23 protein-coding genes are annotated in these 21,035 nt (G+C 66.2%); 11 read left to right on the forward strand and 12 right to left on the reverse strand.

Annotated features, from left to right (window positions below):
• Nucleotides 1-32: 32 nt before the first annotated feature.
• Nucleotides 33-620 (forward strand): SDR family NAD(P)-dependent oxidoreductase, encoded by a 588-nt coding sequence (locus NS6_RS23875; RefSeq protein ID WP_168443492.1) that lies wholly within the window; start codon nt 33-35, stop codon nt 618-620.
• A gap of 71 nt (nt 621-691) precedes the next feature.
• Here NS6_RS23875 and NS6_RS23880 read toward each other — a convergent pair whose 3' ends face one another.
• From NS6_RS23880 to NS6_RS23900, 5 genes are all read right to left on the reverse strand, one after another.
• On the reverse strand, nt 692-1,633 hold the full coding sequence (locus NS6_RS23880) for an esterase/lipase family protein (RefSeq protein ID WP_068045575.1): 942 nt from the start codon (nt 1,631-1,633) through the stop codon (nt 692-694).
• 57 nt (nt 1,634-1,690) lie between these two features.
• Nucleotides 1,691-2,932 (reverse strand): MFS transporter, encoded by a 1,242-nt coding sequence (locus tag NS6_RS23885; protein WP_068045578.1) that lies wholly within the window; start codon nt 2,930-2,932, stop codon nt 1,691-1,693.
• A complete protein-coding gene (locus tag NS6_RS23890) occupies nt 2,929-3,399 on the reverse strand; it encodes a MarR family winged helix-turn-helix transcriptional regulator (RefSeq protein WP_084471353.1) in 471 nt (156 codons plus the stop codon). The genes NS6_RS23885 and NS6_RS23890 overlap by 4 nt, the downstream gene beginning before the upstream one ends.
• Before the next feature lie 182 nt (nt 3,400-3,581).
• Nucleotides 3,582-4,733 (reverse strand): acetyl-CoA C-acetyltransferase, encoded by a 1,152-nt coding sequence (locus NS6_RS23895; RefSeq protein ID WP_068045865.1) that lies wholly within the window; start codon nt 4,731-4,733, stop codon nt 3,582-3,584.
• 43 nt (nt 4,734-4,776) lie between these two features.
• Nucleotides 4,777-5,388 carry a TetR/AcrR family transcriptional regulator gene (locus NS6_RS23900; RefSeq protein ID WP_068045868.1) on the reverse strand — a complete coding sequence of 204 codons (612 nt, stop codon included), beginning with the start codon at nt 5,386-5,388 and terminating at the stop codon, nt 4,777-4,779.
• A 208-nt stretch (nt 5,389-5,596) separates the two neighbouring features.
• On the opposite strand from NS6_RS23900, the gene NS6_RS23905 reads away from it, so the two are divergent.
• Nucleotides 5,597-6,103, forward strand: a complete 507-nt coding sequence (locus NS6_RS23905; RefSeq protein ID WP_068045581.1) for a nitroreductase family deazaflavin-dependent oxidoreductase — start codon at nt 5,597-5,599, stop codon at nt 6,101-6,103.
• A gap of 39 nt (nt 6,104-6,142) precedes the next feature.
• On the opposite strand, the gene NS6_RS23910 is transcribed toward NS6_RS23905, so the two are convergent.
• Both NS6_RS23910 and NS6_RS23915 read right to left on the reverse strand, forming a co-directional pair.
• Entirely contained in the window at nt 6,143-6,940 is a 798-nt protein-coding gene (locus tag NS6_RS23910) for an SDR family oxidoreductase (RefSeq protein ID WP_068045584.1), read from the reverse strand.
• Entirely contained in the window at nt 6,937-8,097 is a 1,161-nt protein-coding gene (locus NS6_RS23915) for an acyl-CoA dehydrogenase family protein (RefSeq protein WP_068045871.1), read from the reverse strand. The genes NS6_RS23910 and NS6_RS23915 overlap by 4 nt, the downstream gene beginning before the upstream one ends.
• A 180-nt stretch (nt 8,098-8,277) precedes the next feature.
• Between NS6_RS23915 and NS6_RS23920 the strand changes: the two genes are divergently transcribed.
• The 5 genes from NS6_RS23920 to NS6_RS23940 all read left to right on the forward strand — a co-directional run bounded on the left by NS6_RS23920 (nt 8,278) and on the right by NS6_RS23940 (nt 14,059).
• Nucleotides 8,278-9,858, forward strand: a complete 1,581-nt coding sequence (locus NS6_RS23920; protein ID WP_068045587.1) for a FadD3 family acyl-CoA ligase — start codon at nt 8,278-8,280, stop codon at nt 9,856-9,858.
• On the forward strand, nt 9,858-10,769 hold the full coding sequence (locus NS6_RS23925) for an enoyl-CoA hydratase (protein WP_068045590.1): 912 nt from the start codon (nt 9,858-9,860) through the stop codon (nt 10,767-10,769). Before NS6_RS23920 ends, NS6_RS23925 begins: the two co-directional genes overlap by 1 nt.
• Nucleotides 10,770-11,909: an acyl-CoA dehydrogenase family protein gene (locus NS6_RS23930; RefSeq protein ID WP_033244025.1), complete on the forward strand. Its 1,140-nt coding sequence runs from the start codon at nt 10,770-10,772 to the stop codon at nt 11,907-11,909.
• The gene (locus NS6_RS23935; RefSeq protein WP_068045594.1) at nt 11,906-12,940 is read left to right on the forward strand and encodes an acyl-CoA dehydrogenase family protein; all 1,035 of its coding nucleotides are present in this window, start codon (nt 11,906-11,908) and stop codon (nt 12,938-12,940) included. Before NS6_RS23930 ends, NS6_RS23935 begins: the two co-directional genes overlap by 4 nt.
• A gap of 66 nt (nt 12,941-13,006) precedes the next feature.
• Nucleotides 13,007-14,059 carry an acyl-CoA dehydrogenase family protein gene (locus NS6_RS23940; RefSeq protein WP_068045599.1) on the forward strand — a complete coding sequence of 351 codons (1,053 nt, stop codon included), beginning with the start codon at nt 13,007-13,009 and terminating at the stop codon, nt 14,057-14,059.
• 148 nt (nt 14,060-14,207) lie between these two features.
• Here NS6_RS23940 and NS6_RS23945 read toward each other — a convergent pair whose 3' ends face one another.
• Nucleotides 14,208-14,582 (reverse strand): type II toxin-antitoxin system VapC family toxin, encoded by a 375-nt coding sequence (locus NS6_RS23945; protein WP_068045602.1) that lies wholly within the window; start codon nt 14,580-14,582, stop codon nt 14,208-14,210.
• Nucleotides 14,579-14,833, reverse strand: a complete 255-nt coding sequence (locus tag NS6_RS23950) for a type II toxin-antitoxin system Phd/YefM family antitoxin (RefSeq protein WP_068045874.1) — start codon at nt 14,831-14,833, stop codon at nt 14,579-14,581. The genes NS6_RS23945 and NS6_RS23950 overlap by 4 nt, the downstream gene beginning before the upstream one ends.
• 135 nt (nt 14,834-14,968) lie before the next feature.
• Here NS6_RS23950 and NS6_RS23955 point away from each other — a divergent pair, with 135 nt between their 5' ends.
• Nucleotides 14,969-15,355, forward strand: a complete 387-nt coding sequence (locus NS6_RS23955) for a hypothetical protein (RefSeq protein WP_157112917.1) — start codon at nt 14,969-14,971, stop codon at nt 15,353-15,355.
• Complete coding sequence (locus NS6_RS23960) at nt 15,352-15,711, forward strand: hypothetical protein (protein WP_174552626.1); 360 nt, start codon at nt 15,352-15,354, stop codon at nt 15,709-15,711. The genes NS6_RS23955 and NS6_RS23960 overlap by 4 nt, the downstream gene beginning before the upstream one ends.
• A 12-nt stretch (nt 15,712-15,723) precedes the next feature.
• Here the strand turns inward: NS6_RS23960 and NS6_RS23965 are convergent, their stop codons facing one another.
• From NS6_RS23965 to NS6_RS23975, 3 genes are all read right to left on the reverse strand, one after another.
• Nucleotides 15,724-17,145 carry an NHL repeat-containing protein gene (locus NS6_RS23965; RefSeq protein ID WP_068045605.1) on the reverse strand — a complete coding sequence of 474 codons (1,422 nt, stop codon included), beginning with the start codon at nt 17,143-17,145 and terminating at the stop codon, nt 15,724-15,726.
• 91 nt (nt 17,146-17,236) lie between these two features.
• Complete coding sequence (locus tag NS6_RS23970; RefSeq protein WP_068045608.1) at nt 17,237-17,566, reverse strand: hypothetical protein; 330 nt, start codon at nt 17,564-17,566, stop codon at nt 17,237-17,239.
• 1 nt (nt 17,567) lies between these two features.
• Nucleotides 17,568-18,779 (reverse strand): 3-ketosteroid-9-alpha-monooxygenase, oxygenase component, encoded by a 1,212-nt coding sequence (locus NS6_RS23975; RefSeq protein WP_068045611.1) that lies wholly within the window; start codon nt 18,777-18,779, stop codon nt 17,568-17,570.
• A gap of 214 nt (nt 18,780-18,993) precedes the next feature.
• Here NS6_RS23975 and hsaA point away from each other — a divergent pair, with 214 nt between their 5' ends.
• Together hsaA and hsaD are read left to right on the forward strand one after the other, a co-directional pair.
• On the forward strand, nt 18,994-20,157 hold the full coding sequence (gene hsaA, locus NS6_RS23980; RefSeq protein WP_068045613.1) for a 3-hydroxy-9,10-secoandrosta-1,3,5(10)-triene-9,17-dione monooxygenase oxygenase subunit: 1,164 nt from the start codon (nt 18,994-18,996) through the stop codon (nt 20,155-20,157).
• Nucleotides 20,157-21,035 (forward strand): 4,5:9,10-diseco-3-hydroxy-5,9,17-trioxoandrosta-1(10),2-diene-4-oate hydrolase, encoded by an 879-nt coding sequence (hsaD, locus tag NS6_RS23985; protein WP_068045616.1) that lies wholly within the window; start codon nt 20,157-20,159, stop codon nt 21,033-21,035. Before hsaA ends, hsaD begins: the two co-directional genes overlap by 1 nt.

The following is a 21,035-nucleotide window of genomic DNA, read 5'->3' on the forward strand; positions in this document are numbered from 1 at the left end:
CGAAGGAATTCGACATGCATCACACTGTGCTCGTGACCGGCGGCAATACCGGCATCGGTCGGGCAATCGCCATCGCCTGCAGCACGCGAGGTGCATCAGTCGCCTTTACCTACCGCAAGAACCGAGCCGCTGCCGAGGACGTCACCCGGCAGGTGATCGCCGCCGGTGGCCGCGCGCTGCCGGTGGCGATGGATCTTGCCGATCCCGGCAGCATCCATGCCGCGATTGCCCGGATCGAGGAGTGGGAAAACGGAATCGGTGTGCTCGTCGCCAACGCATACGACCCGGGCAGCTGGACACCAGGAGTCCCGACACCGTTCGAACAGATCCCGGTCATCCAGTGGCAGCACATCTTGCGCCAGCCATCCACGAAATTCGCGAAGGCGACCCATTCAGATCGATATTTCCGCTCATCAAGCCCCCTCTTGCAGATTGCCGTGAAACGACATCTGTTCCTGCCTTCGGCCGCCGACCATATACCGCCGCGATGCGGTGTCGACTCCCACGCTCAATACGGTAGCGGCCAAACGAAAATCTGGTTCCCGATCGAGATGGTGACCGGCAACTGGACAGGACTGTGCGGCGACCGGGTAGTCAACGGGGAGGAACCAGCGGGGTAGACGCAGGGGACGTGTGGGCCGCGGGCCGGTAGTCGCGTCCGGGGCCGGTCCGCGGGTTCGCGGCCGGGCGCTCAGAACGGCGCGCCCGAGAAGGGGGCGGCGCGGTCGCAGGGTACGGGTTGCGGATGTTCGGGGTCGAGGGCATTGAGGACGAAATAGGCCGCACGGCGTGCCCCTGCCAGTCCCGCGTGTTCCGTGTAGTCGACCGGGCATCCTTGCTGGATCACGATGTTGTGGACGTTGCTGCCGCCCGGTGGCAGTCCGGAAGTGTAGGGAACGACGAGTTCGTCGTATTGCGTGGCGATATTGGTGTATTCGATCTCGGGCAGGTAGTACCCGCCTGCCCGGATCGCGTGCATGAACGGCGAACCAGGGTCCAGTTCGGCGCATGCGTGACAGATCGGGAAGTGCTCCGGTTGTATCCCGAGCCGCCGGGCGAGTTCGAAGATGACATCCGCGCCGGCCACGGTGGTGCCGTTCCACGCGGGAGCCAGCGAAACGTACTTGTCGATTTTGTCCCTGCCGCCGAGGTACTTCGCGTAGTACGCCGGCACCACCGTTCCTTGCGAATGGCCCACGATATCGACCTGGGCCGCGCCGGTCGCGGCGAGAACACCGTCGACGAACACCCCCAACTGGCGGGCGCTCTCGGTCATCTCGCCCATCCCCCCGACCGCGGTGGCCGGCCACGGCAGACCGGACGGCGCGCCGTACGTGATCGAGAATACGCAGTAACCGGCATTTTTCAGCAGGGGCACGTAGGCACCCCAGTTCGTCTGTTGCGACCCTCCGGTGCCGTGAACCAGCACCACCGGCTCGGGATGCTCGGGTGCGGGTACGCACCCGTAGTCGTTGGATCCGGGCAGTGAACCGCCCGGGTTCAGGAGTTCCGGTGCGATACCGGCGAAGAAATTGAAATCGACGGGAAGGTCTTCGGCAGTCGCTGTTCCGGCTCCGGCGACCACTGCCAGCCCTGTCACCACCGCACCGAAGACTGCCAGCAGCTTCCTCATGTGCGGAACCTAGCAAATGCTTGGCGGACGCAGGGCATTTTCGGAACCTCGGTGAGGTCAGTCTCCGACCGTCAGCGCTTGCGCTTCCTCCACGCTGTGCGGGGCGGGGTCGTGGTCGTCGATATGAGCAAGTGCTTTCCGGCCGCCCAGTAGGACCACGACCCCCACGGCGGTACACGCGGCGCCGATCCAGAACGGCAGGGAGATGCTGGTTTCGCCGAGTTTGCCCGCCAGCCACGGCGCGGCGGCGCCACCGGCGAACCGGACGAAGCTGTAGGCGGCGGACGCGGTGGAGCGTTCCACCGGCGCGGAGATCATGACGGCCTCGGTGATCAAGGTGTTGTTCACGCCGAGGAAGAGTCCCGCGATCACCACGCCGCCGATCAGCACCGGCTTGTGGTCGGCGAACAGTGCCATCACGGCCAGGTCGGCGGCGAACAGGCCGACCGCGAGCGCGATCATCGGCAGGGTACCGAACCGCGCCTGCAGTTTCGGAGCGATGAACACCGAGGAGATCGCGAGCAGGATGCCCCAGCCGCAGAAGATGAAGCCGATGGCGTAGGTGCCCATATCCAGCGGGAACGGGGTGTAGGCGAGCAGGGTGAAGAAACCGAAGTTGTACAGCAGCGCGGTGATGCTCACGACCAGCAGTCCACGATGACGCAGCGCCTTGAAGGGGGCGGCCAGCGAGGTCGGTTTCGCGGCCTTCGGCCCTTCGGGCAGCAGTACGACAATGGCGACCAGCGCGATAGCCATCAGCACCGAAACACCGAAGAACGGCCCACGCCAGCTGATTCCGCCCAGCAGGCCACCCACCAGCGGTCCGGTGGCGATACCGATACCGAGCGCGGCCTCGTACAGGATGATGGCCCGCGCGACTCCACCGGTCGCGGAGCCGACGATGGTGGCGAGCGCGGTGGCAATGAACAGGGCGTTACCCAGCCCCCAGCCGGCCCGGAATCCGACGATCTGCCCGACCGTATTCGACAGTCCGGCCGCTGCAGCGAAGACGATGATCAGGGCCAGGCCGGCCAGTAGTGTTTTCTTCGCACCGAAGCGGCTGGAGATGACGCCGGTGATGAGCATGGCGACGCCGGTGACGAGCATATAGCTGGTGAACAGCAGCGATACCTGTGACGGCGAGGCGTTGAGCTGTTCACCGATGGGTTTGAGGATCGGGTCGACCAGGCCGATGCCCATGAACGCGATAACGCTGGCGAAGGCGACCGCCCAGACCGCCTTCGGCTGTGTGGAGTCGGTATCGGCCGGTGCGGTGGCCACATCGGTGGTGTTGCTCATAAAGGTGTCCTCGGTAGCGAATCCTGTTCGGCTGTGGTGTCGATCGCCGCCAGCAGTTCGCGAAGGTCACTCGCCAGGCGAGCAAGTCGTTCGGCGTCGAATCCGGCGAGCCGATCGTGCAGTGCATTGCGCACAGCCGCCCGGAAGGCGGCGAGCCGGGCGCGCCCGGCGGGGGTCAGTTCTACGAGTACGCCGCGGGAATCGGCGGGGTCGCGGTGGCGCGAGGCGTAGCCCTGCGATACCAGCCGGCCGATCAATGCGGTCGCGCTGGGTTGTGACGAGCGATCGATCCGGGCGAAATCGCCGACCCGCAGGGCACCGTGGTGGTCGAGTACCGCCAGGGCACGCACCGTGGCGCGGGGCAGATCGTCGGCGCTGATCTCCCCGACCGATCGCGTGAGCCGTCCCGCGGTGACGATCAGGTCGACGACGGTGTCGTCCTTCTCGGTCACCGGGTACGGCTGCACTCCAACATTGTTACATAGGCTAACTATCTATTTCGAGCCCCTGCCGCTGCGAGCCTGGCCACATGCCGGTCGAAATGATCACCCCAACGCGAAAGACCCCCGACTACCGGCAAAGAGCCGGGAGCCGGGGGCCGAAAACACCCACAGTCGGCGGGCGGTGATCACCGCCCGCGCCGGAATCGTCAGGCGATACGTTCGATAATGGTCGCGTTGGCGGTGCCGCCGCCCTCACAGATGGTGAGCAGGCCGTAGCGGCCGTCGATCCGCTCCAGCTCATTGAGCAAGGTCGCGAACAGCTTCGCACCGGTCGCGCCCAGGGGGTGGCCGAGCGCGATCGCACCGCCGTTGACGTTCACCTTCTCCGGATCGGCGCCGGTCTCCTTGAACCAGGCCAGCACCACGGACGCGAAGGCCTCGTTGATCTCGATCGCATCGATATCGTCGATGGTCAGACCGGTCTTCTCCAGCGCGAACTTGGTCGCCGGGATCGGCGCGGTGAGCATGTAGAGCGGATCGGCGCCGCGAGCGCTGACGTGGATGATGCGGGCACGCGGGGTCAGGCCGTATTCCTCGACGGCCCATTTCGAGGCGAGCAGGGTCGCGCTGGCACCGTCGGAGATCTGCGAGGCCACCGCCGCCGTCAGCGGGCTGCCCTCCTCCAGAGCGGGCAGCGTTGCCATCTTCTCCAGGCTGGTTTCCCGCGGCCCCTGGTCGATCCAGAAATCGCCCACCGGCACGATTTCTTTGTCGAACCGGCCGGCTTTGATGGCGGCGCGGGCCCGCTCGTGGCTACGCAGCGCCCAGCGCTCCATATCCTCGCGGCTGATCCCCCACTTCTCGGCGATCATCTGCGCGCCGCGGAACTGGGACACCTCGCCGGTGCCGTACCGGTGGTCCCAGCCCTTCGCGCCGACAAACGGGGAATCGAAACCGTATTCCTTACCGGCGAGCATGGCCGCCGAGATCGGGATGGCGCTCATGTTCTGGACACCGCCGGCCACGATTACCTCGGCGGTCCCGCTCATGATCGCCTGCGCACCGAAGTTGATCGCCTGCTGGCTGGACCCGCACTGCCGGTCCACCGTCACCCCGGGCACTTCCTCGGGGAATCCGGCGGTCAACCACATGGTCCGGCCGATATTGCCGGCTTGCGGGCCCACATTGTCGACGCAGCCGACGATCACATCGTCGACCTTCGCCGGATCGAGCGAGTGACGCGACAACAAGCCCTGCAACGCGGCCGCACCGAGATCGGCGGGATGGACCCCGGCCAGCGCGCCACCGCGCTTGCCGACCGGGGTGCGCACCGCGTCGACCACATAGGCCTCGCTCAACGGCGTGTACGGACGGCGGGCAGCTGTAGCCATAGGTTTTCTCCTAATCGGTATGGCCCGGCACGGTGAGCCCGTCGAGCACAATGGTGAGGTACTGCTTGGCGAGGGTGTCGACTGTGACCGATCCGCCGGCCGGCTGATACCAGCGGACCGCCACCCAGACGGTGTCACGCAGGAAGCGGTAGGCCAGATCGACATCGAGTTCGGGACGGAAACTGCCGTCGGCGACACCGCTGGTGAGCACGCGCCGCCACAGTTCCCGGAATTCGCGGTTGTATTCGTCGATGTAGGCGAAGCGTTCAGAGGTCTGCAGCCGTTTGGCCTCGGACTGGTAGATGGCGACCGCGGCATGCGAGCGGTCGATCGCCTCGTAGGACGCCAGCACCAGCGCTTCCAGGGTGGCGCGGGCACTCAGCCCTTCCTCGGCGATTTCGCGGTAGCGGCCGAAGAGTTCGTCGAGGAATCCGCGCAAGATCTCGTCTACCATCCCCTCTTTCGAGGAGAAGTGATGATAGAGGCTGCCGGAGAGGATCCCGGCGGCGTCGGCGATATCTCGCACCGTGGTCGCGCGCACGCCCCGTTCGGCGAACAGCTCGGCCGCCAAGTCGAGGAGTTCGGTTCGCCGGGCCGATTTGGTGGGGTCGGGTGCGGTCACCCGACCATAATACAACCAAGCATTTGCTTGGGTCTATGGTAGTTCGAAAACCGATAGGGCCCGGCGATTCCGGCTCCCCCCTCGGATATCGGAGCCGGACCCACCGGGCCCGAATCACGGAACAACACTTCCGCACTACTTTCCGATCTGATTGGACGCGCAAATCCGCGAACCGGTTCCATCGAGGCGGTGCGGGTACATTCCACCCATGACGCAGCCGTTTCCACAGTGGCAGTGGGGATCACCGGACAGCGCCCTGTCCCGGGTGGCAGGCAGGTTCGCCGCCACCACCCCCGGTTCCTGGGTGATCCGCAAGCTCACACCCCTGGATCGCCGGGTGCTGGAACGCACCGGCGCGAAGTACACCGTGCTGGGTCCGGTCGGGGCACCGGTACTGCTGCTCACCACGACGGGCCGTAAAACAGGGGCACCCCGCACCCAGCCGCTGCTGTACGTCCACGACGGCGACACGCTGTACGTCATCGGCAGTAATTTCGGGCAAGCCCACCACCCGGCCTGGACCGCCAACCTGCTGGCCGATCCGGGCGCGACCGTGGCGGTCGCCGGCGAACGGATCCCCGTAACCGCCACCCCCGTCGACGACTCGGCGAAGGAAACGATCTTTCAGCGTTTCATCGAATTGACCAGCGCGTACGCCACGTATCGCGAACGGACCAGCCGCGACCTGCGCATATTCGCGCTCACCCGGGCCTGACCCGGCCGGTGCACGCTGCGCGCACCGGCCGGTCACAGCTCACGCGCGCTGACTGCTGACCGAGACCACCTCACCGGTGAGGTAGGTGGTGTAATCGCTGGCCAGCATGGCGATCGTCGCGGCGACCTCCCACGGTTCGGCCGCGCGACCGAAGGCTTCCCCCTCGGAGAGCCGGTCGAGCAGCTCACTGGAACTGACCTTGTCGAGGAACGCGTGCCGGGCGATACTCGGCGATACCGCGTTGATCCGGACCCCGAGTTCGGCGGCCTCCACTGCGCTGCACCTGGTCAGAGCCATTACGCCGGCCTTCGCGGCGGCATAGTGTGCCTGGCCGTACTGTGCGCGCCAGCCCAGCACGCTCGCGTTGTTGACGATCACACCACCGTGCTTCGCGTCCCGGAAGTAGTTGAGCGCGGCGCGGGTACAACGGAAGGTGCCGTTGAGGGTGATGTCGAGGACCTTGTCCCACTGCTCGTCGGTCATATCGACCACCGGCGTCTCACCGCCGAGGCCTGCATTGTTGACGAAGATTTCGACCCCGCCCAGTGCCGCGGCAGCGCCACGGACGAGTTCGTCGACCTGCCCGGTACTGGTCACATCGCAGACGATCGCGTGCACCTTACGATCGGCGAACTCCTCGGACAGTTCCGCACGGGTCGCCTCCAGACGCCGTTCGTGCCAGTCGGAGACCACCACGTCCGCGCCCTCGTTCAACAGCCGGCGGGCGGTGGCCGAGCCGATTCCGGTCCCGGCGGCCGCGGTCACCACGGCGCGACGGCCGGTGAGCAGTCCGTGGCCGGGGGTCTGGGCCGGCGGCACCGACAGCGGCCCGCTCACTGCCGGGCCTCGCGGGGCAGGCCGAGCACACGCTCGGAAATGATGTTGCGCTGCACTTCGTTCGAACCTCCGTAGATCGTATCGGCGCGGGTGAACAGATACAGCCGCTGCCATTCGTCGAGATCACCGTCGGCGGCGACCAGGCCGGCCGCGCCGCGCACCGCCATGGCGAGTTCACCGAGTCCGCGGTGCCAATCCGCCCACAGCAGTTTGCCGACCGAGGCCTGTCCCCCGTCGTCGGCGGTTTCGGCCATCGTGCGCATGGCGTGCGCGCGCAGGACACGCAGGCCCACCCAGGCGCGATCGACCTGTTCCGCGAGCAGCGGATCGTCGAGGGCGCCCGATTCGCGGGCCATTTCCTCGATGGCCGCCAGTTCCCGGGCGAAACGGATCTGCTGCCCCAGAGTGGAGATGCCACGTTCGACATTGAGTGTGCCCATGGCGACCCGCCAGCCGTCACCGGCGTCGCCGACCACCAGACCGGCCTCGGTGCGGGCGTCGTCGAAGAACACCTCGTTGAATTCGGAGGTGCCGGTGAGCTGCACGATGGGCCGCACCTCGATACCCGGCTGGTTCATCGGGACCAGCAGGTAGGACAGCCCCTTGTGGCGTTTCGAGCCGGGTTCGGTGCGGCATACCGCGAAGCACCAGTCGGCCACATGTGCCAGCGACGTCCAGATTTTCTGGCCGTTGATCGACCAGTGGTCGCCGTCGAGGCGGGCCGAGGTGGATACCGCGGCCAGATCGGATCCGGCGCCGGGTTCGGAGTAGCCCTGGCACCACAGTTCGCTGACCGTGCGGATACCCGGCAGGAACCGGTCACGCTGGGCGTCGGTACCGAAGGCCAGCAGAGTCGGGCCGAGCAGCTCCTCGCCCACGTGCGAGACGCGCGCCGGCGCGTTCGCCTTGGCGTACTCCTCGTGGAAGATGATCTGCTGGCCTACGCTCGCCGCCCGGCCGCCGTGTTCGACCGGCCAGCCGAGGCAGGTCCAGCCCGCGGCGGCCAGGGCGCGGTCCCATTCCAGGCGTTCGTCGAATGCCTCGTGCTCGCGGCCGGGCCCGCCGAGCCCGCGCAACTCCCGGAACTCGCCGTCGAGTTGTTCGTCGAGCCAGCCGCGTACCTGCGCGGCGAACTCACTGTCGCTCAGCGCGGCCACGCTGGTTCGCTCGACGGTTTCGCGCGGTTGAGCGGCCGATTCGGCCGATTGCCGCCCGCCGTCGCGACCGGTACCGGATTCTGAGGTCTGGATAGCACCCACACCGGTAGGATAACCTACCAAGCACTTGCTTTGTAGACTCCGTTCGAGACCGCGCGCACCGCACACGGCCGCACGACCATGAGGACACCCGTGACAACCCCTGCGCACACACCGCCGGTGGCACAGACCATCCCCGCGGCACTGCACGCCGCCGCCCAGACCTTCGGTTCGGCGCCCGCACTGGGCGACGGCCCCGTCCGGCTCGACTGGAGCCAGCTGCTCACCGAGGTCCAGGACGTGGCCCGAGCCCTGCTCGCCCGCGGAATCCAGGTCGGTGACCGGGTGGCGATCTGGTCGCCCAACACCTGGCACTGGGTCGTCGCCGCACTGGGGGCGCACTACGCGGGCGCGACATTGATTCCGCTCAACACCCGCTACGTCGCCGACGAGGTCGTCGACGTGCTGCGCCGGGTGGACGCCAAGGCACTGTTCATCGCCGGGACGTTCCTGAAACGCGATCGGGTCGCCGAGCTACGTGCGGCGGCGCCCGACCTGCATATCGACACTGTCGTGGTACTGCCCGTCGAAGGCCCGCAGGACCGGATCGAAGACACCCTGAACTGGTCGGATCTGGCCGCAACCGCCGCCCCGGTGAGCCGGGAGCAGGTGATAGAACGCGGCGAATCGGTCAGCGCCGAGGATCTGTCCGACATCCTGTTCACCTCCGGTACCACCGGCCGCAGCAAGGGCGTACTGATCGCGCACCGGCAGACACTGTCGACAGCCCGCGCATGGGCCGAATGCGCTACGCTGAACAGCGCCGACAACTACTTGATCGTGAACCCGTTCTTCCACAGCTTCGGCTACAAGGCCGGGATCATCACCTGCCTGCTGACCGGCGCCACCATCGTGCCGCAGATCGTCTTCCACGTGCCGACCACCATGCGCCTGATCGATCAAGAAAAAATCACCGTCCTGCCGGGCCCACCGACGATCTACCAGACCATTCTCGATTTCCCGGACCGCGGCGAGTTCGATCTGAACGGTCTGCGGGTGGCGGTCACCGGGGCGGCGCAGGTGCCGGTCGCGCTGGTCGAGCGGATGCGCGCGGAACTCGATTTCGATGTGGTCCTCACCGCCTACGGGCTCTCCGAATCGTCGGGTTTCGGCACCATGTGCCGGGTCGACGACGATGCGGAAACCATTTCCGGGACCAGCGGCCGGCCCATTGCCGGATTCGAACTGAAGCTGAGCGACGCCGGAGAAATCCTGCTGCGCGGACCCAATGTGATGCTCGGGTACCTCGATGATCCGGAATCGACTGCCAACACCATCGACTCCGCCGGATGGCTGCACACCGGTGATATCGGCGTGATCGACGGACGCGGATACCTGAAGATCACCGACCGGCTCAAGGATATGTACCTCAGCGGCGGATTCAATGTGTACCCCGCCGAAATAGAACAGGCCCTCGCCAAACTCGACGGTGTCGCCACCTCCGCGGTGATCGGGGTGCCCGACCACCGGATGGGTGAGGTGGGCAAGGCCTATATCGTCCGCACACCGGGCGCGACGCTCACGGAGGACCAGGTGTTCTCCTACGCCACCAAGGTGCTGGCCAATTTCAAGGTGCCGCGTTTCGTCGAATTCCGCGACGAACTGCCCTACAACGCCGGCGGCAAGGTGCTCAAACGTCAGTTACGTGAGGAGAACTCGTAATGTCGGAGAACATATCCCCGGCCGGGGACGGGAGCATTCCCTACGAACCCGATGTGGTGACCTATGAGCGCCGGGGCGCCGTCGCGGTGGTCACCCTGAACCGGCCGGACTACCGCAACGCGCAGAACTCCGTCATGACCTACGCGATCGACACCGCGTTCGAACGGGCAGTGGAAGATCCCGAGGTCAAGGTCATCGTGCTGGCCGGGAACGGGAAGCACTTCAGCGCCGGGCACGATCTGGGCACACCGGGCCGCGACCATCACGTGAAGTACGACAACAAGGCCGCGCTGTGGTGGGACCATGTGGACCGCCCCGGCGGCGATCAGCGCTTCGCCCGGGAGACGGAGGTGTACCTGGGGATGTGCCGCCGCTGGCGGGAGATCCCCAAACCGACCATCGCCATGGTGCAGGGCGCCTGTATCGCAGGTGGTCTCATGCTGGCGTGGGTCTGCGATCTGATCATCGCCTCCGACGATGCGTTCTTCTCGGATCCGGTGGTGCGTATGGGTATTCCGGGTGTCGAATACTTCGCCCACCCCTGGGTGATGGGACCGCGGGCCGCCAAGGAGTTCTTGTACACCGGCGATCGTTTCGACGCCGCACAGGCCAAGGAATGGGGCATGGTCAACCGAGTGGTTCCCCGGGCCGAGCTGGAATCCGAAACCATGGCCCTGGCCGAGAAGATTTCGGCGATGCCACAATTCGGCCTGGCTTTGACAAAGAAGGCGGTCAACCAGTCCGAGGACCTCATGGGTATGCGGGCCGGGATGGACTCGGTTTTCGGCCTGCACCATTTCGCGCACGCCCACAATGCCGAGGTAGGCACCGACTCCCTCGGCGGTTTGAACGCGAAATCTATGAAAGCGCAGGCGACCACCGCCGCGGAGACGAACGACGGGAAAGCCTGAATGGATCTCGATCTCGACGAAAGCACCCGGGAGTTCCAGCGGGAAGTCCGCGAATTCCTGGCCGCCAATGTCCCCGCCGAACCGCTGCCCTCGATGGACACGGCGGCAGGATTCGAAGCACACCGCGAATGGGAGCACACGCTGGCCGAGGCCCGCTTGTCCGTGGTCTCCTGGGCACCCGAATACGGCGGCCGCGACGCATCGCTGCTGGAATGGGTGCTGTTCGAACAGGAGTACTACGCGGCGGCCGCGCCGGGCCGGGTGAGCCAGAACGGTATCTTCCTGCTCGCCCCGACTCTGTTCGAGCACGGCACCCCGGAACAGCTGGCGCGGATCATGCCGCGGATGGCGCGCGGCGACGATATCTGGGCGCAGGCATGGTCGGAGCCCGAAGCCGGTAGCGATCTGGCCGGTATCCGCTCCACCGCGCGCCGCACCGACGGCGGCTGGGTACTGAGCGGGCAGAAAACCTGGAGTTCGCGGGCGGCGTTCGCGGACTGGGCGTTCGGCCTGTTCCGCAGCGATCCCGAAGCCGAACGGCATCGTGGGCTCACCTACCTGATGTTCCCGCTCACCGCCGACGGTGTGACGGTCCGGCCGATCCCGCAGCTCGACGGCGAACCCGGTTTCGCGGAGATCTTCCTCGACGATGTCTTCGTCCCGGACAGTGATGTGATCGGCGCCCCGAACGAGGGCTGGCGGGTCGCGATGAGTACCTCCAGCAACGAACGCGGCCTCTCGTTGCGCAGCCCCGGCCGGTTCAGCGCGACCGCGCAGCGGCTGGTCGACCTGTGGACCGAAACCGGCGATACCGGTACCGCGGCCCGCGATTCGGTGGTGGATGCCTGGATCGGCAGCGAAGCCTACCGTTTGCACACCTTCGGCACCGTCACCCGGTTGAACGAAGGCGGGAAACTCGGTGCGGAATCCTCGATCACCAAGGTGTTCTGGTCCGAACTCGATATCGCCATGCACGAAACCGCGCTCGATCTGCTCGGTGCCGGCGCCGAACAGGCGAGCCGCTGGACCGACGGCTACCTGTTCTCGCTGTCCGGCCCGATCTACGCCGGTACCAACGAAATCCAACGCAACATCATCGCCGAGCGGCTCCTCGGCCTACCACGAGGAGGCAGCCGATGAAATTCGCACTCAGCCCGGAGCATCTGGACTTCGGTGCCAGTATCCGCAAACTCTTCGAATCCGGTTCGACTCCCGCCGCGGTGCGGGCGTGGAGCGGCGCGGATCCCGCACCCGGCCGCGGCCTGATCGAACAGCTCGCCGCCGCCGGCGCCCTGGGCCTGACCATCGCCGAGGATTTCGGCGGTCTCGGTGCCGAACCGCTCGACCAGCTGGTCGCGTTCATCGAGATCGGGCGGGCTGCGGCGCCCGGCCCGCTGGTGGAAACCGCGGCGGCCGTACCGGCGCTGCTCCAGGCTCTGGCCGAGACCGACCCCGCGCCCGCGCAACGTTGGCTGCCCGGGATCTCCGAAGGCACCCTGTCGGCCACCATCTCCTTCGGCGGGGCCACCGGCACCGCGGTCGCGGTAGACGCGGACCGCGCCGACCTCGTCCTCCTGGCCCAGGGCGATCGACTGTCGACGGGCCGAGTGGGCGAACAGATACGGTCGGTGGATCCGGCCCGGCGGTTGTTCGTCGTCGAGGCCGACGAGACCGTCGCCGAAGGACCGCAGGCCCGCGCGGCCATCGCGGCGGGATTCGATTTCGGTGCCCTGGCCAATGCCGCCCAGCTACTCGGCGCCGGCAAGGCTCTGCTCGACGCCTCGACCGAATACGTGAAGCAGCGCAAACAGTTCGGCCGGCCGATCGGTGAATTCCAGGCGGTCAAACAGAAACTGGCAGATGTGTTCATCGGCCTCGACCTCGCCGAACCGCTGCTGTACCGGGCCGCGCTCACCACCGGAGGGGCGAACCGGGTTCGCGATATCTCCGCGGCGGCAGTGGCCGCTGCCGATGCCGCCTACCGGGCGGCCCGCGCCGCACTGCAAGTGCACGGCGCGATCGGCTATACCGCCGAATACGATGTGTCGCTGTGGCTGACCCGGGTCACCGCCCTGCGCTCTGCCTGGGGCACCCCCGATCTGCATCGTGGCCGGGTCGCCGAGGCATTGCGCGCCGGCGCAGCGGTGGACCCGTCGGGCGCGCTCACCTGAGAACACGACCGCAACAACCGGACGTAGGCGCCTCGGCATCCGTCCGTCAGACCTACGGGAGAAGAGATGATCAGCGAGGAACAGCAGGAGCTGGTGTCGGCAGTGCGGGGACTGCTGGTCAAACGCGATGCGCGGGCGGGTATTCGCCAGTCCATGGACACCGACCTGGGCTACGACCCGAAGCTGTGGGCACAGCTGTGCGAACAGGTCGGGGTGGCCGCCCTGGCGATTCCCGAGGAGTACGGCGGCTTCGGCGCCGGGCTGCCCGAATCCTTGCTGGTGGTCGGTGAACTCGGCCGCACCCTCGCCGATGTGCCGATGCTGGGTTCGGCGGTGCTCGGTGCGCAGGCGGTACTGCTGTCCGGTGACAGCGAAGCCTGCGAACGGCTGCTGCCCGGTATCGCCGAAGGCACTCGAACCCTCGCCGTCTGCTGGGCCGATGCCACGGGCTGGGACGAATTCGGGGTGCGTGCCGATGGGGACACCCTGGACGGCACCGCGCACTACGTCCTCGGCGGCACCATCGCCGACACCCTGATCGTGGTCACGGCGAGCGGCCTGTTCGAGGTCGAGCCCTCAGCTGCCGGGGTCGAGCGCCGGCAGGTGGCGGCCATGGACCCGTCCCGGGCACTGTCCGAGATCACTTTCACCGGCGCCGCGGCCCGCCGGCTCGGCACCGGTGACCCCGCCCCGGTCGCCGACCGGCTCCGGCAGATCGCCTGGGCCGCGCTGGCCGCCGAACAGGTCGGCGCCGCCGAGTACTGCCTGGAGGCGACGGTGGAATACACCAAATCGCGGGTGCAGTTCGGCCGGGTCATCGGCAGCTTCCAGGCCCTGAAACACCGTATGGCCGATATGTATGTTCTGGCCGAATCCGCCAAATCGACGGCCTTGACCGCCGCCATCGCTCTGGCCGAGGAAAGCCCCTCGGCAGCCGAGGACGTCTGGGTCGCCCGCCGCCAGTGCACCGAGGCCTTCTCCACGATCACGGCCGAAGCCATTCAGTTGCACGGCGGTATCGCCATCACCTGGGAACACGACGCCCACCTGTACTTCAAACGCGCCCACGGCGACGCCCAGCTCTTCGGCACCCCGAAACGGCCGGTGGTCCACAGCTGACCGGGCTGCCGGGACCCGCGGTGGTGCGGCGGCGCCACCCGGCAACCGGTTCCAGCCGGGTGTTCTGTTCAGCACCGGTGCATGCCTGCCGGTAGACGACCTCGACGCTGTCCTCTGCGGTGCCGAGTTCGACCGGGCCGTACGGCCGTCATACGGCCAGGATCGGCACCTCGTACTTGTGGCACCACGGATCACGGGTGACCAGCGTGAGCCCTTCCGCACTCGCCTGAGCCACCAGCATCCGGTCGAACGGGTCACGGTGGATCAGCGGCAGCCGGCCGGCTGCGATGGCATGGCCGGAGCTGATTTCGAGCGACACCAGACCGCTGTCGCGAATGCGCTCGGGCATATCGAGCGGGCCGCCGAGTTTTCCGGCGGCCTGCTTGATCGAAACCTCCCACATCGAGACGACACTGACGAATACGTCCGGATCGTGGTCGAGCCGATCCTTCAGTTCGTTCGACAAGCTCGCGTCATCGGTGAGCCACCACAGCACTACATGAGTGTCGAGCAGCAAGCTCATCGGGGAATGCCGAAATCGTCCGCGATCGCCGCGTTGGTCTCGTCGGAATCCCACTCGGCCCCGAGGTCGGCACCGCGCAGCGAACCCCTGGCAGTCCGATTCACCCGTCGCACCAGGGGCACCACCTTGGCCACCGGATGACCGGCCCGGCTGATCACGATCTCCTCGCCGCGTTCGACTCGTTCCACTATGCGCGACAGGTTCGTCTTCGCCTCGTGGATATTGAACTGTTCTGCTGCGTTGGCGGCCATACCCACCTCCTTAGCTAAGATATTAGTCCACCGTCTCATGGTCGACTACGACCTGCTCATCCCTATAGCTGGACCGAGAGCTTCGCCGAGGAATATCTGCCGTATCTCGATATCAGATAGGAATCCGGCGATGTCGTGCTCACCCGCCGCTCCGCCCCGGCGCTGCGCTTGTCGAACGCTGCGGATACGGAATCCGAAACGCGCACGCTGGAGGCGCTGTCGCAGCTGCTCGCCCTGTCGATCGACGACGCGATGCTGGAACGGATCGTTACTCGACTGTCCATCACATTCCCCTGGGCAGATCTCCTGCCTGCGCACGTCCGCCCGGATTTTGTCGCCGAGTTCCTGAACATCGCGCGAGCCTGCCTCGCTGTGGGCCGTTTCGACCGGCTCACGATCACCCTCGAAGCATGGAAGAGCACCGCCGAGGCGTACGCGGATCCGGCTGTAGCCGTCGATGCCTCAGATCTGCACTACTTCGACGCCCCCGAGGCCGTTCCGGACCCGCGGACCGGCGAGTGAGCAAGAACCGCGATGTTCCCCGACCGCTGAAACGCTCCGAATACGCCATCACCTTCATCTCCCGCGAGGCACAGAAGGGCTGGACGGATTGTCTGACGATGGCGCGCAACGCAACCGTCGATGCCTGGGACACGCTGACCACACAGCCGACGACAGAATCCCTACGGCTCTACCGGTTGCGGGGCGATCTGCGCTACGGCACGTATCGGGGACAAACCTTCGAGCGGTACCAATACAAACTCACCGACGGCGCACGCATCTGGTATTTCGTCGAGCCCGGGGCCAAGGGTGCGAAATGCGCAGGGATAATTCTTCTGGAACGCTGCACACCCGCGCATCCGAAGGAGACCGAATGACCCGGGACCGGGTCAGCGGATGCGCATGATGCCGGTGATGGTGCCCTGCCAGAGTTCGCCGTTCGTCGTTGTCAGGCCGGCCATCTGGAGGGTGTCGGCGACGATGGTGGCCGACATCGGTTGTTTGGCGGTGACTTCACCAGTGGTGGGATCGATGACCCCGTAGGCGTAGCCGTCCAGCGGGGTGGTCAGGCCGAGGCCGAGCCGGAGGACCGTGTAGATATTGCCGTCGGCGGCGGACAGTTTCGGTACCGCCGCGCTGCGGACATCGTTTTCCCACACGGTGTGGCAGCCCTGGTCGTCGATATCGACGCGCGTCATCCCGCCGGAGAACGGCGCGATGGCGGGTTCGGCGGGGCCGGCGTCGTCGGGGACCGTCGGGTACGGGTAGCCGTAGGTGCTCGCCACGAACACCGAACGGCCGATCCCGATGGGCGAATTCTCGCTGCCGGGGCCGCCTTCGGTGAGTACGGGCCGGTTGCAGACGAGTTCACCGGTGCCGGCGCGGTAGACCAGCAGATGGACCTGGTCGTCGGCGTTGTCGACGATCGTGAGGTATTCGGTGCCGTCGCCGGGGCCGAAGTAGGTGGGAGTCGAGCCGGTCCCCCAGCTGAGCTGGCCCGGTTTCCGGGCCGGGCCACGATCGTAGGCGGCGCGCCACTTCACATTCGGGGCACCGGATTCGCCGGCGGCGAATTCGTACAGTGCGTGGGTGGTCGCGACGGCCACACCATCAGGTGCCGCCGAGATGCTGTTGGCCACTCGCTCGCCCGCCGGCAGTTGATGGGTGTTCACCGCCCCGTTGCGCGTAACCTTGCCGACCAACCCCGCGCCGGTGGCGAACCAGACATTGCCCGTCCAGTCCGGTACCAGACCGGTGACTGCGTCGCCCGCCGGTATCGCCGCAGTCAGATCGGTGTTCTCGGCTACTGTCAGCCCCCATTTGCCGGAGGCGTCACGATTGTGCGCAATCCGCAGCAGCCGCCGCTCCCCGTCGACGACCACCAAGCGGTTCTCGTTGTCGAGATAGGCATAGACACCGCCCAGCAGACTGCCCTTGGTGAGACTCATCTTCGCGGCCGCCGGACCGATGGGACCTTTCGCGGGATCGAACAGATAGACGGTGGGCGCGCGATCGATGATCGCCGTGCACAGCGCGACGATCATTCCGTCCGCCCCTTGCAGAATCGTGGGGCAGGCCGCCGCCATCGGATCACCGGCGGGCACCACCAGGTCCGCGCCCGGTCCGGCTAGTGGAGTCACGTCCGATGAACCCGCGTCGCCGTGCATGGTCGCGGTGCCGAGCGGACCCAGATGTGGATTCGCCGGCCCCAGCGGACCCCAGTTCGGCACGGCACTCGCCGGTACCGCGGTCAGTGCGAGCGCGATGGCGAGCACCGGCAGCGCTCGCACAACGGAACGGGCAGTACGCATGATGGCATATTAGTGAAACCCGTTCTAGTTCGGCGGGAATCGCATCATCTCGGTACCGTCCGGCCGAAAAGGTGCAGGCGGCGCCGGGCCGCTACTCCGGGACGTCGAGCACGCCCTCGTCGACGGCCCATTTGATCGTCTTCTGCAAACGTTCGCAGGTGTCCGGGCGCCCCGGGCCGCGCCCTTTGGCGCTGATCTCGGCGAAGACCGGGCACTGGGCGGCCGGATCGCCGGTCCACTGCACCGAGGTCTGCCGGGAACTGCTCTTACGGACCAGCACCTCGGTATGGCAGGTCTGACACCGCAACGGCGTCAGACCTTCCTCCAGGTACCGCTCCCGGTCCACGACCGTCTGGGCCCGCACCGCGTCCCGCCGCGCGGGCTGATCGGCGAAGTCGGGTGCTTTCGCCCAGCTGGGCATGTCAGACTCCCGCCTCCGCTTGGTCGGCGTCCGCGGCCTCTTCTTCCCGCTTACGCCGCAGATTCTCGTCGACCTCGGCCTGCCAGGCTTCATTCGCCTTGGTCGTATCGACCTCGAACTCGAAGCGCTGGGTCATCTTGTCGGTCACCTCGGCGGCGTCGACGTAGAACTGCTCGTACCAGCGCCGCAGCTGGTAGACCGGGCCATCCTCCTCGCAGAGCAGCGGATTCTCGACCTTGGACTTGTGCTTCCAGATCTCCACATCCTGCAAGAAGCCGTCGCCGAAGAAATCGGCCATGGTCATCGCCAGTTTCTGCGCGGTATCGTCGTCGAGGCCCTTCGGCTTCTCGACGGTCAGACCCCACTGCAGCATGAACGAATCCTGCGACACCGGGTAGTGGCAGTTGATCAGGTTGACCGTGATCTCGTAGCCGCCGTAGCTGTTGACCAGCGGGTTGATCATGTAGGACGGCCCGAAGTACGAGGCCTCCGATTTCAGAAGCTGGTCACCGGCGTACTTGGCGCCCATCCCGATATCGGGACGCCCCTTGGTCTCCAGGAACTGGGTGGCGACATGCCCCTCGAAAACGTTCTTGAAGTAGGTGGGGAAGGCGTAGTGGATATAGAAGAAGTGGGCCATATCCACCACGTTGTCGATGATCTCGCGGCAGTTCGCGCCCTCGATCAGCAACGAGTTCCAGGTCCACTGCGTCCAGCCGCTGTCGAGTTCCTCGACCGGATTGCCGTCGGCATCGGTGTACGGGCCCTCGATATGCGGGATAGTCACCTCGGGCGGCGGCTCGTTGCCCTCGTGGTCGTGCCAGACGAAGAGCTGACCGTTCCGTTCCAGGGTGGTCCAGCGCCGTGTCCGTGCCAGCGGCGGCACCCGCCGACCGTACGGAATGGAGGTGCATTTACCGTTCGCACCCCACCGCCAGTCATGGAACGGGCAGGCGATGTCGTCGCCCTTCACCTCGCCCATGCTGAGGTCGCCACCCATATGACGGCAGTAGCCGTCGAGTGCGTGCAATTCGTCGTTACTGTCGGCCCAGATCACGAGCTTGGTGCCGAATGCCTGAACCGAATGCGGTTTGCCGTCCCGGAAACTCTGCGCCAGGCCCAGGCAATGCCATCCACGCGCGTACCGGGTGGGGGCCGAACCGACGTCGAGCTCCCGCACCTTCGCACCACCGCTTGCCGGGGTTACTGCCATCGCGATTCCTCCTCCTGCTGTACTAGAACACGTTACAAAACTGGCGCCCCGAACGCCAGCCTATTCGCGTCACTTCCAGCACAAGTCCCATTTCGGCCGCATACAGACACCGGTTCTCGACATGAACAAGAACCTGTTCTAGTCTCAGAGGTAAATTCTGCGGTGAGCAGATAACTACCGGTTAGCAAACGACCAGGCAGGAGCAGGGCCGGAGATGACGCGAGATGTGACCGAACGGGTCGAAGCGCTATTGCCCACGCTGCGCGCCCGCGCACAGGAAGCCGAAGATCTTCGGCAGATTCCCGACGAATCGATCAAAGACCTGCAGGAAGCCGGATTCTTCCGGCTGTTGCAGCCCAAGCAGTGGGGTGGGCTGGCGGCCGACCCGGTCGTCTTCTACGACACGGTCCGCAAAATCGCGAGCGCCTGCGGTTCCACCGGCTGGGTGGCCGGGATCATCGGCGTGCACAACTGGCATCTGGCCCTCTTCGGCCAGCAAGCCCAGGAAGAGGTCTGGGGTGAGGACACCGATGTGCGGATCTCCTCCTCCTACGCGCCGATGGGCGCGGGCACCGTGGTCGACGGCGGATACCAGGTCAGCGGATCCTGGGCCTGGTCGTCGGGTTCGGGTCACGCCGACTGGACCTTCGTCGGCGGACCGGTGATCAAGAACGGCAAGCCGGTGGATTTCGGCAGCTTCCTGATCCCGCGCTCGGAGTACGAGATCGACGACGTGTGGAACGTGGTCGGGCTGCGCGGCACCGGATCCAACACCCTCGTGGTGAAGGACGTTTTCGTGCCCACACACCGGTTCCTGAGCTACAAGACCATGAACGACCTGACGTCGCCGGGTCTGGAGCGCAACACCGATCCGGTCTACAAGATGCCGTGGGGCACCATCCACCCCACCACCATCTCCGCGCCGATCGTCGGTATGGCCTACGGCGCCTACGAGGCGCACGTCGAGCACCAGGGCAAGCGTGTCCGCGCCGCCTACGCCGGCGAAAAAGCCAAGGAGGATCCGTTCACCAAGGTGCGGATCGCCGAGGCGTCCAGCGATATCGACGCCGCGTGGCGGCAGCTGTCGGGCAATGTCGCCGACGAGTACGCACTGCTGCTCGAAGGTAAGGAAATCCCGTTCGACCTGCGGGTCCGTGCCCGGCGCGACCAGGTCCGCGCGACCGGACGGGCCATCACCTCGATCGACAAACTGTTCGAGAGCTCCGGCGCCACCGCCCTGGTCAACGGCACCCCGCTGCAGCGGTTCTGGCGCGACGCGCACGCCGGCCGGGTGCACGCCTCCAACGATCCGGAGCGCGCCTACCTCATGTACGGCACCCACGAGTTCGGCCTGCCGGTTTCGGACGGGATGGTGTGATGACCTCGACCGCCGAACTCACCTACGAGTCCACCTCGAAGTTCGCGCAGGTCCGGCCGGATCTGAAACTGCACTATCACGAGGCCGGGGTCGGTAACGGCCCCACCATCGTGCTGCTGCACGGCGGCGGGCCGGGTGCGTCGTCCTGGTCGAACTTCTCCCGCAATATCCCGGTGCTGGCCCGCGATTTCCACGTGATCGCCGTGGACCAGCCGGGATACGGGCAGTCCGACAAGCCCACCGAGCATCCGCAGTACTTCGCGCACAGCGCGTCGGCGCTGAAGGATCTGCTGGACACGCTGGACATCACCGACCGTGTTCACCTGCTGGGCAATTCGCTCGGCGGCGGTGCGTCGGTGCGGTTCGCGCTCGACTATCCCGACCGGGCCGGGAAGCTGATCCTGATGGGTCCCGGCGGCCTGAGCACAAACCTGTTCGCACCCGACCCCACTGAAGGGGTACGGCTGCTGTCGAAGTTCACCTATGAGCCGACGCGAGAGAACATCGAGGCGTTCCTGCGGATCATGGTGTTCGATCAGGCGCTGATCACCGACGAGCTGATCGACGAACGTTTCGAAGCAGCCAAGAAGCCGGAATCGATTGCGGCGATGCGTGCGATGGGCAAATCGTTCGCCGGTGCCGATTACGAGAAGGGCATGCTCTGGCGCGACTCGTACAAGCTGCGTCAGCCGGTACTGCTCATCTGGGGTCGCGAGGACCGGGTGAACCCGCTCGACGGTGCGCTGGTCGCGTTGAAGTCGGTTCCGCGCGCCCAGCTGCATGTCTTCGGCGGCTGCGGGCATTGGGCGCAGCTCGAGAAGTTCGCGGAATTCAACCGGCTCGCCACCGATTTCCTGCTCGGCGTCAAGGAGAAATGA

It is taken from the genome of Nocardia speluncae NBRC 108251 (assembly GCF_001613245.1).
In the GTDB taxonomy this organism is placed as follows: Bacteria; Actinomycetota; Actinomycetes; order Mycobacteriales; family Mycobacteriaceae; genus Nocardia; species Nocardia speluncae.

Coding starts and splice junctions, on each gene's coding strand:
- NS6_RS23925 (WP_068045590.1), top strand. CDS start 9,858: ATGTCGGAGAACATATCCCCGGCCGGGGACGGGAGCATTCCCTACGAA.
- NS6_RS23935 (WP_068045594.1), top strand. CDS start 11,906: ATGAAATTCGCACTCAGCCCGGAGCATCTGGACTTCGGTGCCAGTATC.
- NS6_RS23945 (WP_068045602.1), bottom strand. CDS start 14,582: ATGAGCTTGCTGCTCGACACTCATGTAGTGCTGTGGTGGCTCACCGAT.
- hsaA (WP_068045613.1), top strand. CDS start 18,994: ATGACGCGAGATGTGACCGAACGGGTCGAAGCGCTATTGCCCACGCTG.
- NS6_RS23920 (WP_068045587.1), top strand. CDS start 8,278: ATGAGGACACCCGTGACAACCCCTGCGCACACACCGCCGGTGGCACAG.
- NS6_RS23940 (WP_068045599.1), top strand. CDS start 13,007: ATGATCAGCGAGGAACAGCAGGAGCTGGTGTCGGCAGTGCGGGGACTG.
- NS6_RS23930 (WP_033244025.1), top strand. CDS start 10,770: ATGGATCTCGATCTCGACGAAAGCACCCGGGAGTTCCAGCGGGAAGTC.
- NS6_RS23950 (WP_068045874.1), bottom strand. CDS start 14,833: ATGGCCGCCAACGCAGCAGAACAGTTCAATATCCACGAGGCGAAGACG.
- NS6_RS23975 (WP_068045611.1), bottom strand. CDS start 18,779: ATGGCAGTAACCCCGGCAAGCGGTGGTGCGAAGGTGCGGGAGCTCGAC.
- NS6_RS23885 (WP_068045578.1), bottom strand. CDS start 2,932: ATGAGCAACACCACCGATGTGGCCACCGCACCGGCCGATACCGACTCC.
- NS6_RS23905 (WP_068045581.1), top strand. CDS start 5,597: ATGACGCAGCCGTTTCCACAGTGGCAGTGGGGATCACCGGACAGCGCC.
- NS6_RS23970 (WP_068045608.1), bottom strand. CDS start 17,566: ATGCCCAGCTGGGCGAAAGCACCCGACTTCGCCGATCAGCCCGCGCGG.
- NS6_RS23965 (WP_068045605.1), bottom strand. CDS start 17,145: ATGCGTACTGCCCGTTCCGTTGTGCGAGCGCTGCCGGTGCTCGCCATC.
- hsaD (WP_068045616.1), top strand. CDS start 20,157: ATGACCTCGACCGCCGAACTCACCTACGAGTCCACCTCGAAGTTCGCG.
- NS6_RS23880 (WP_068045575.1), bottom strand. CDS start 1,633: ATGAGGAAGCTGCTGGCAGTCTTCGGTGCGGTGGTGACAGGGCTGGCA.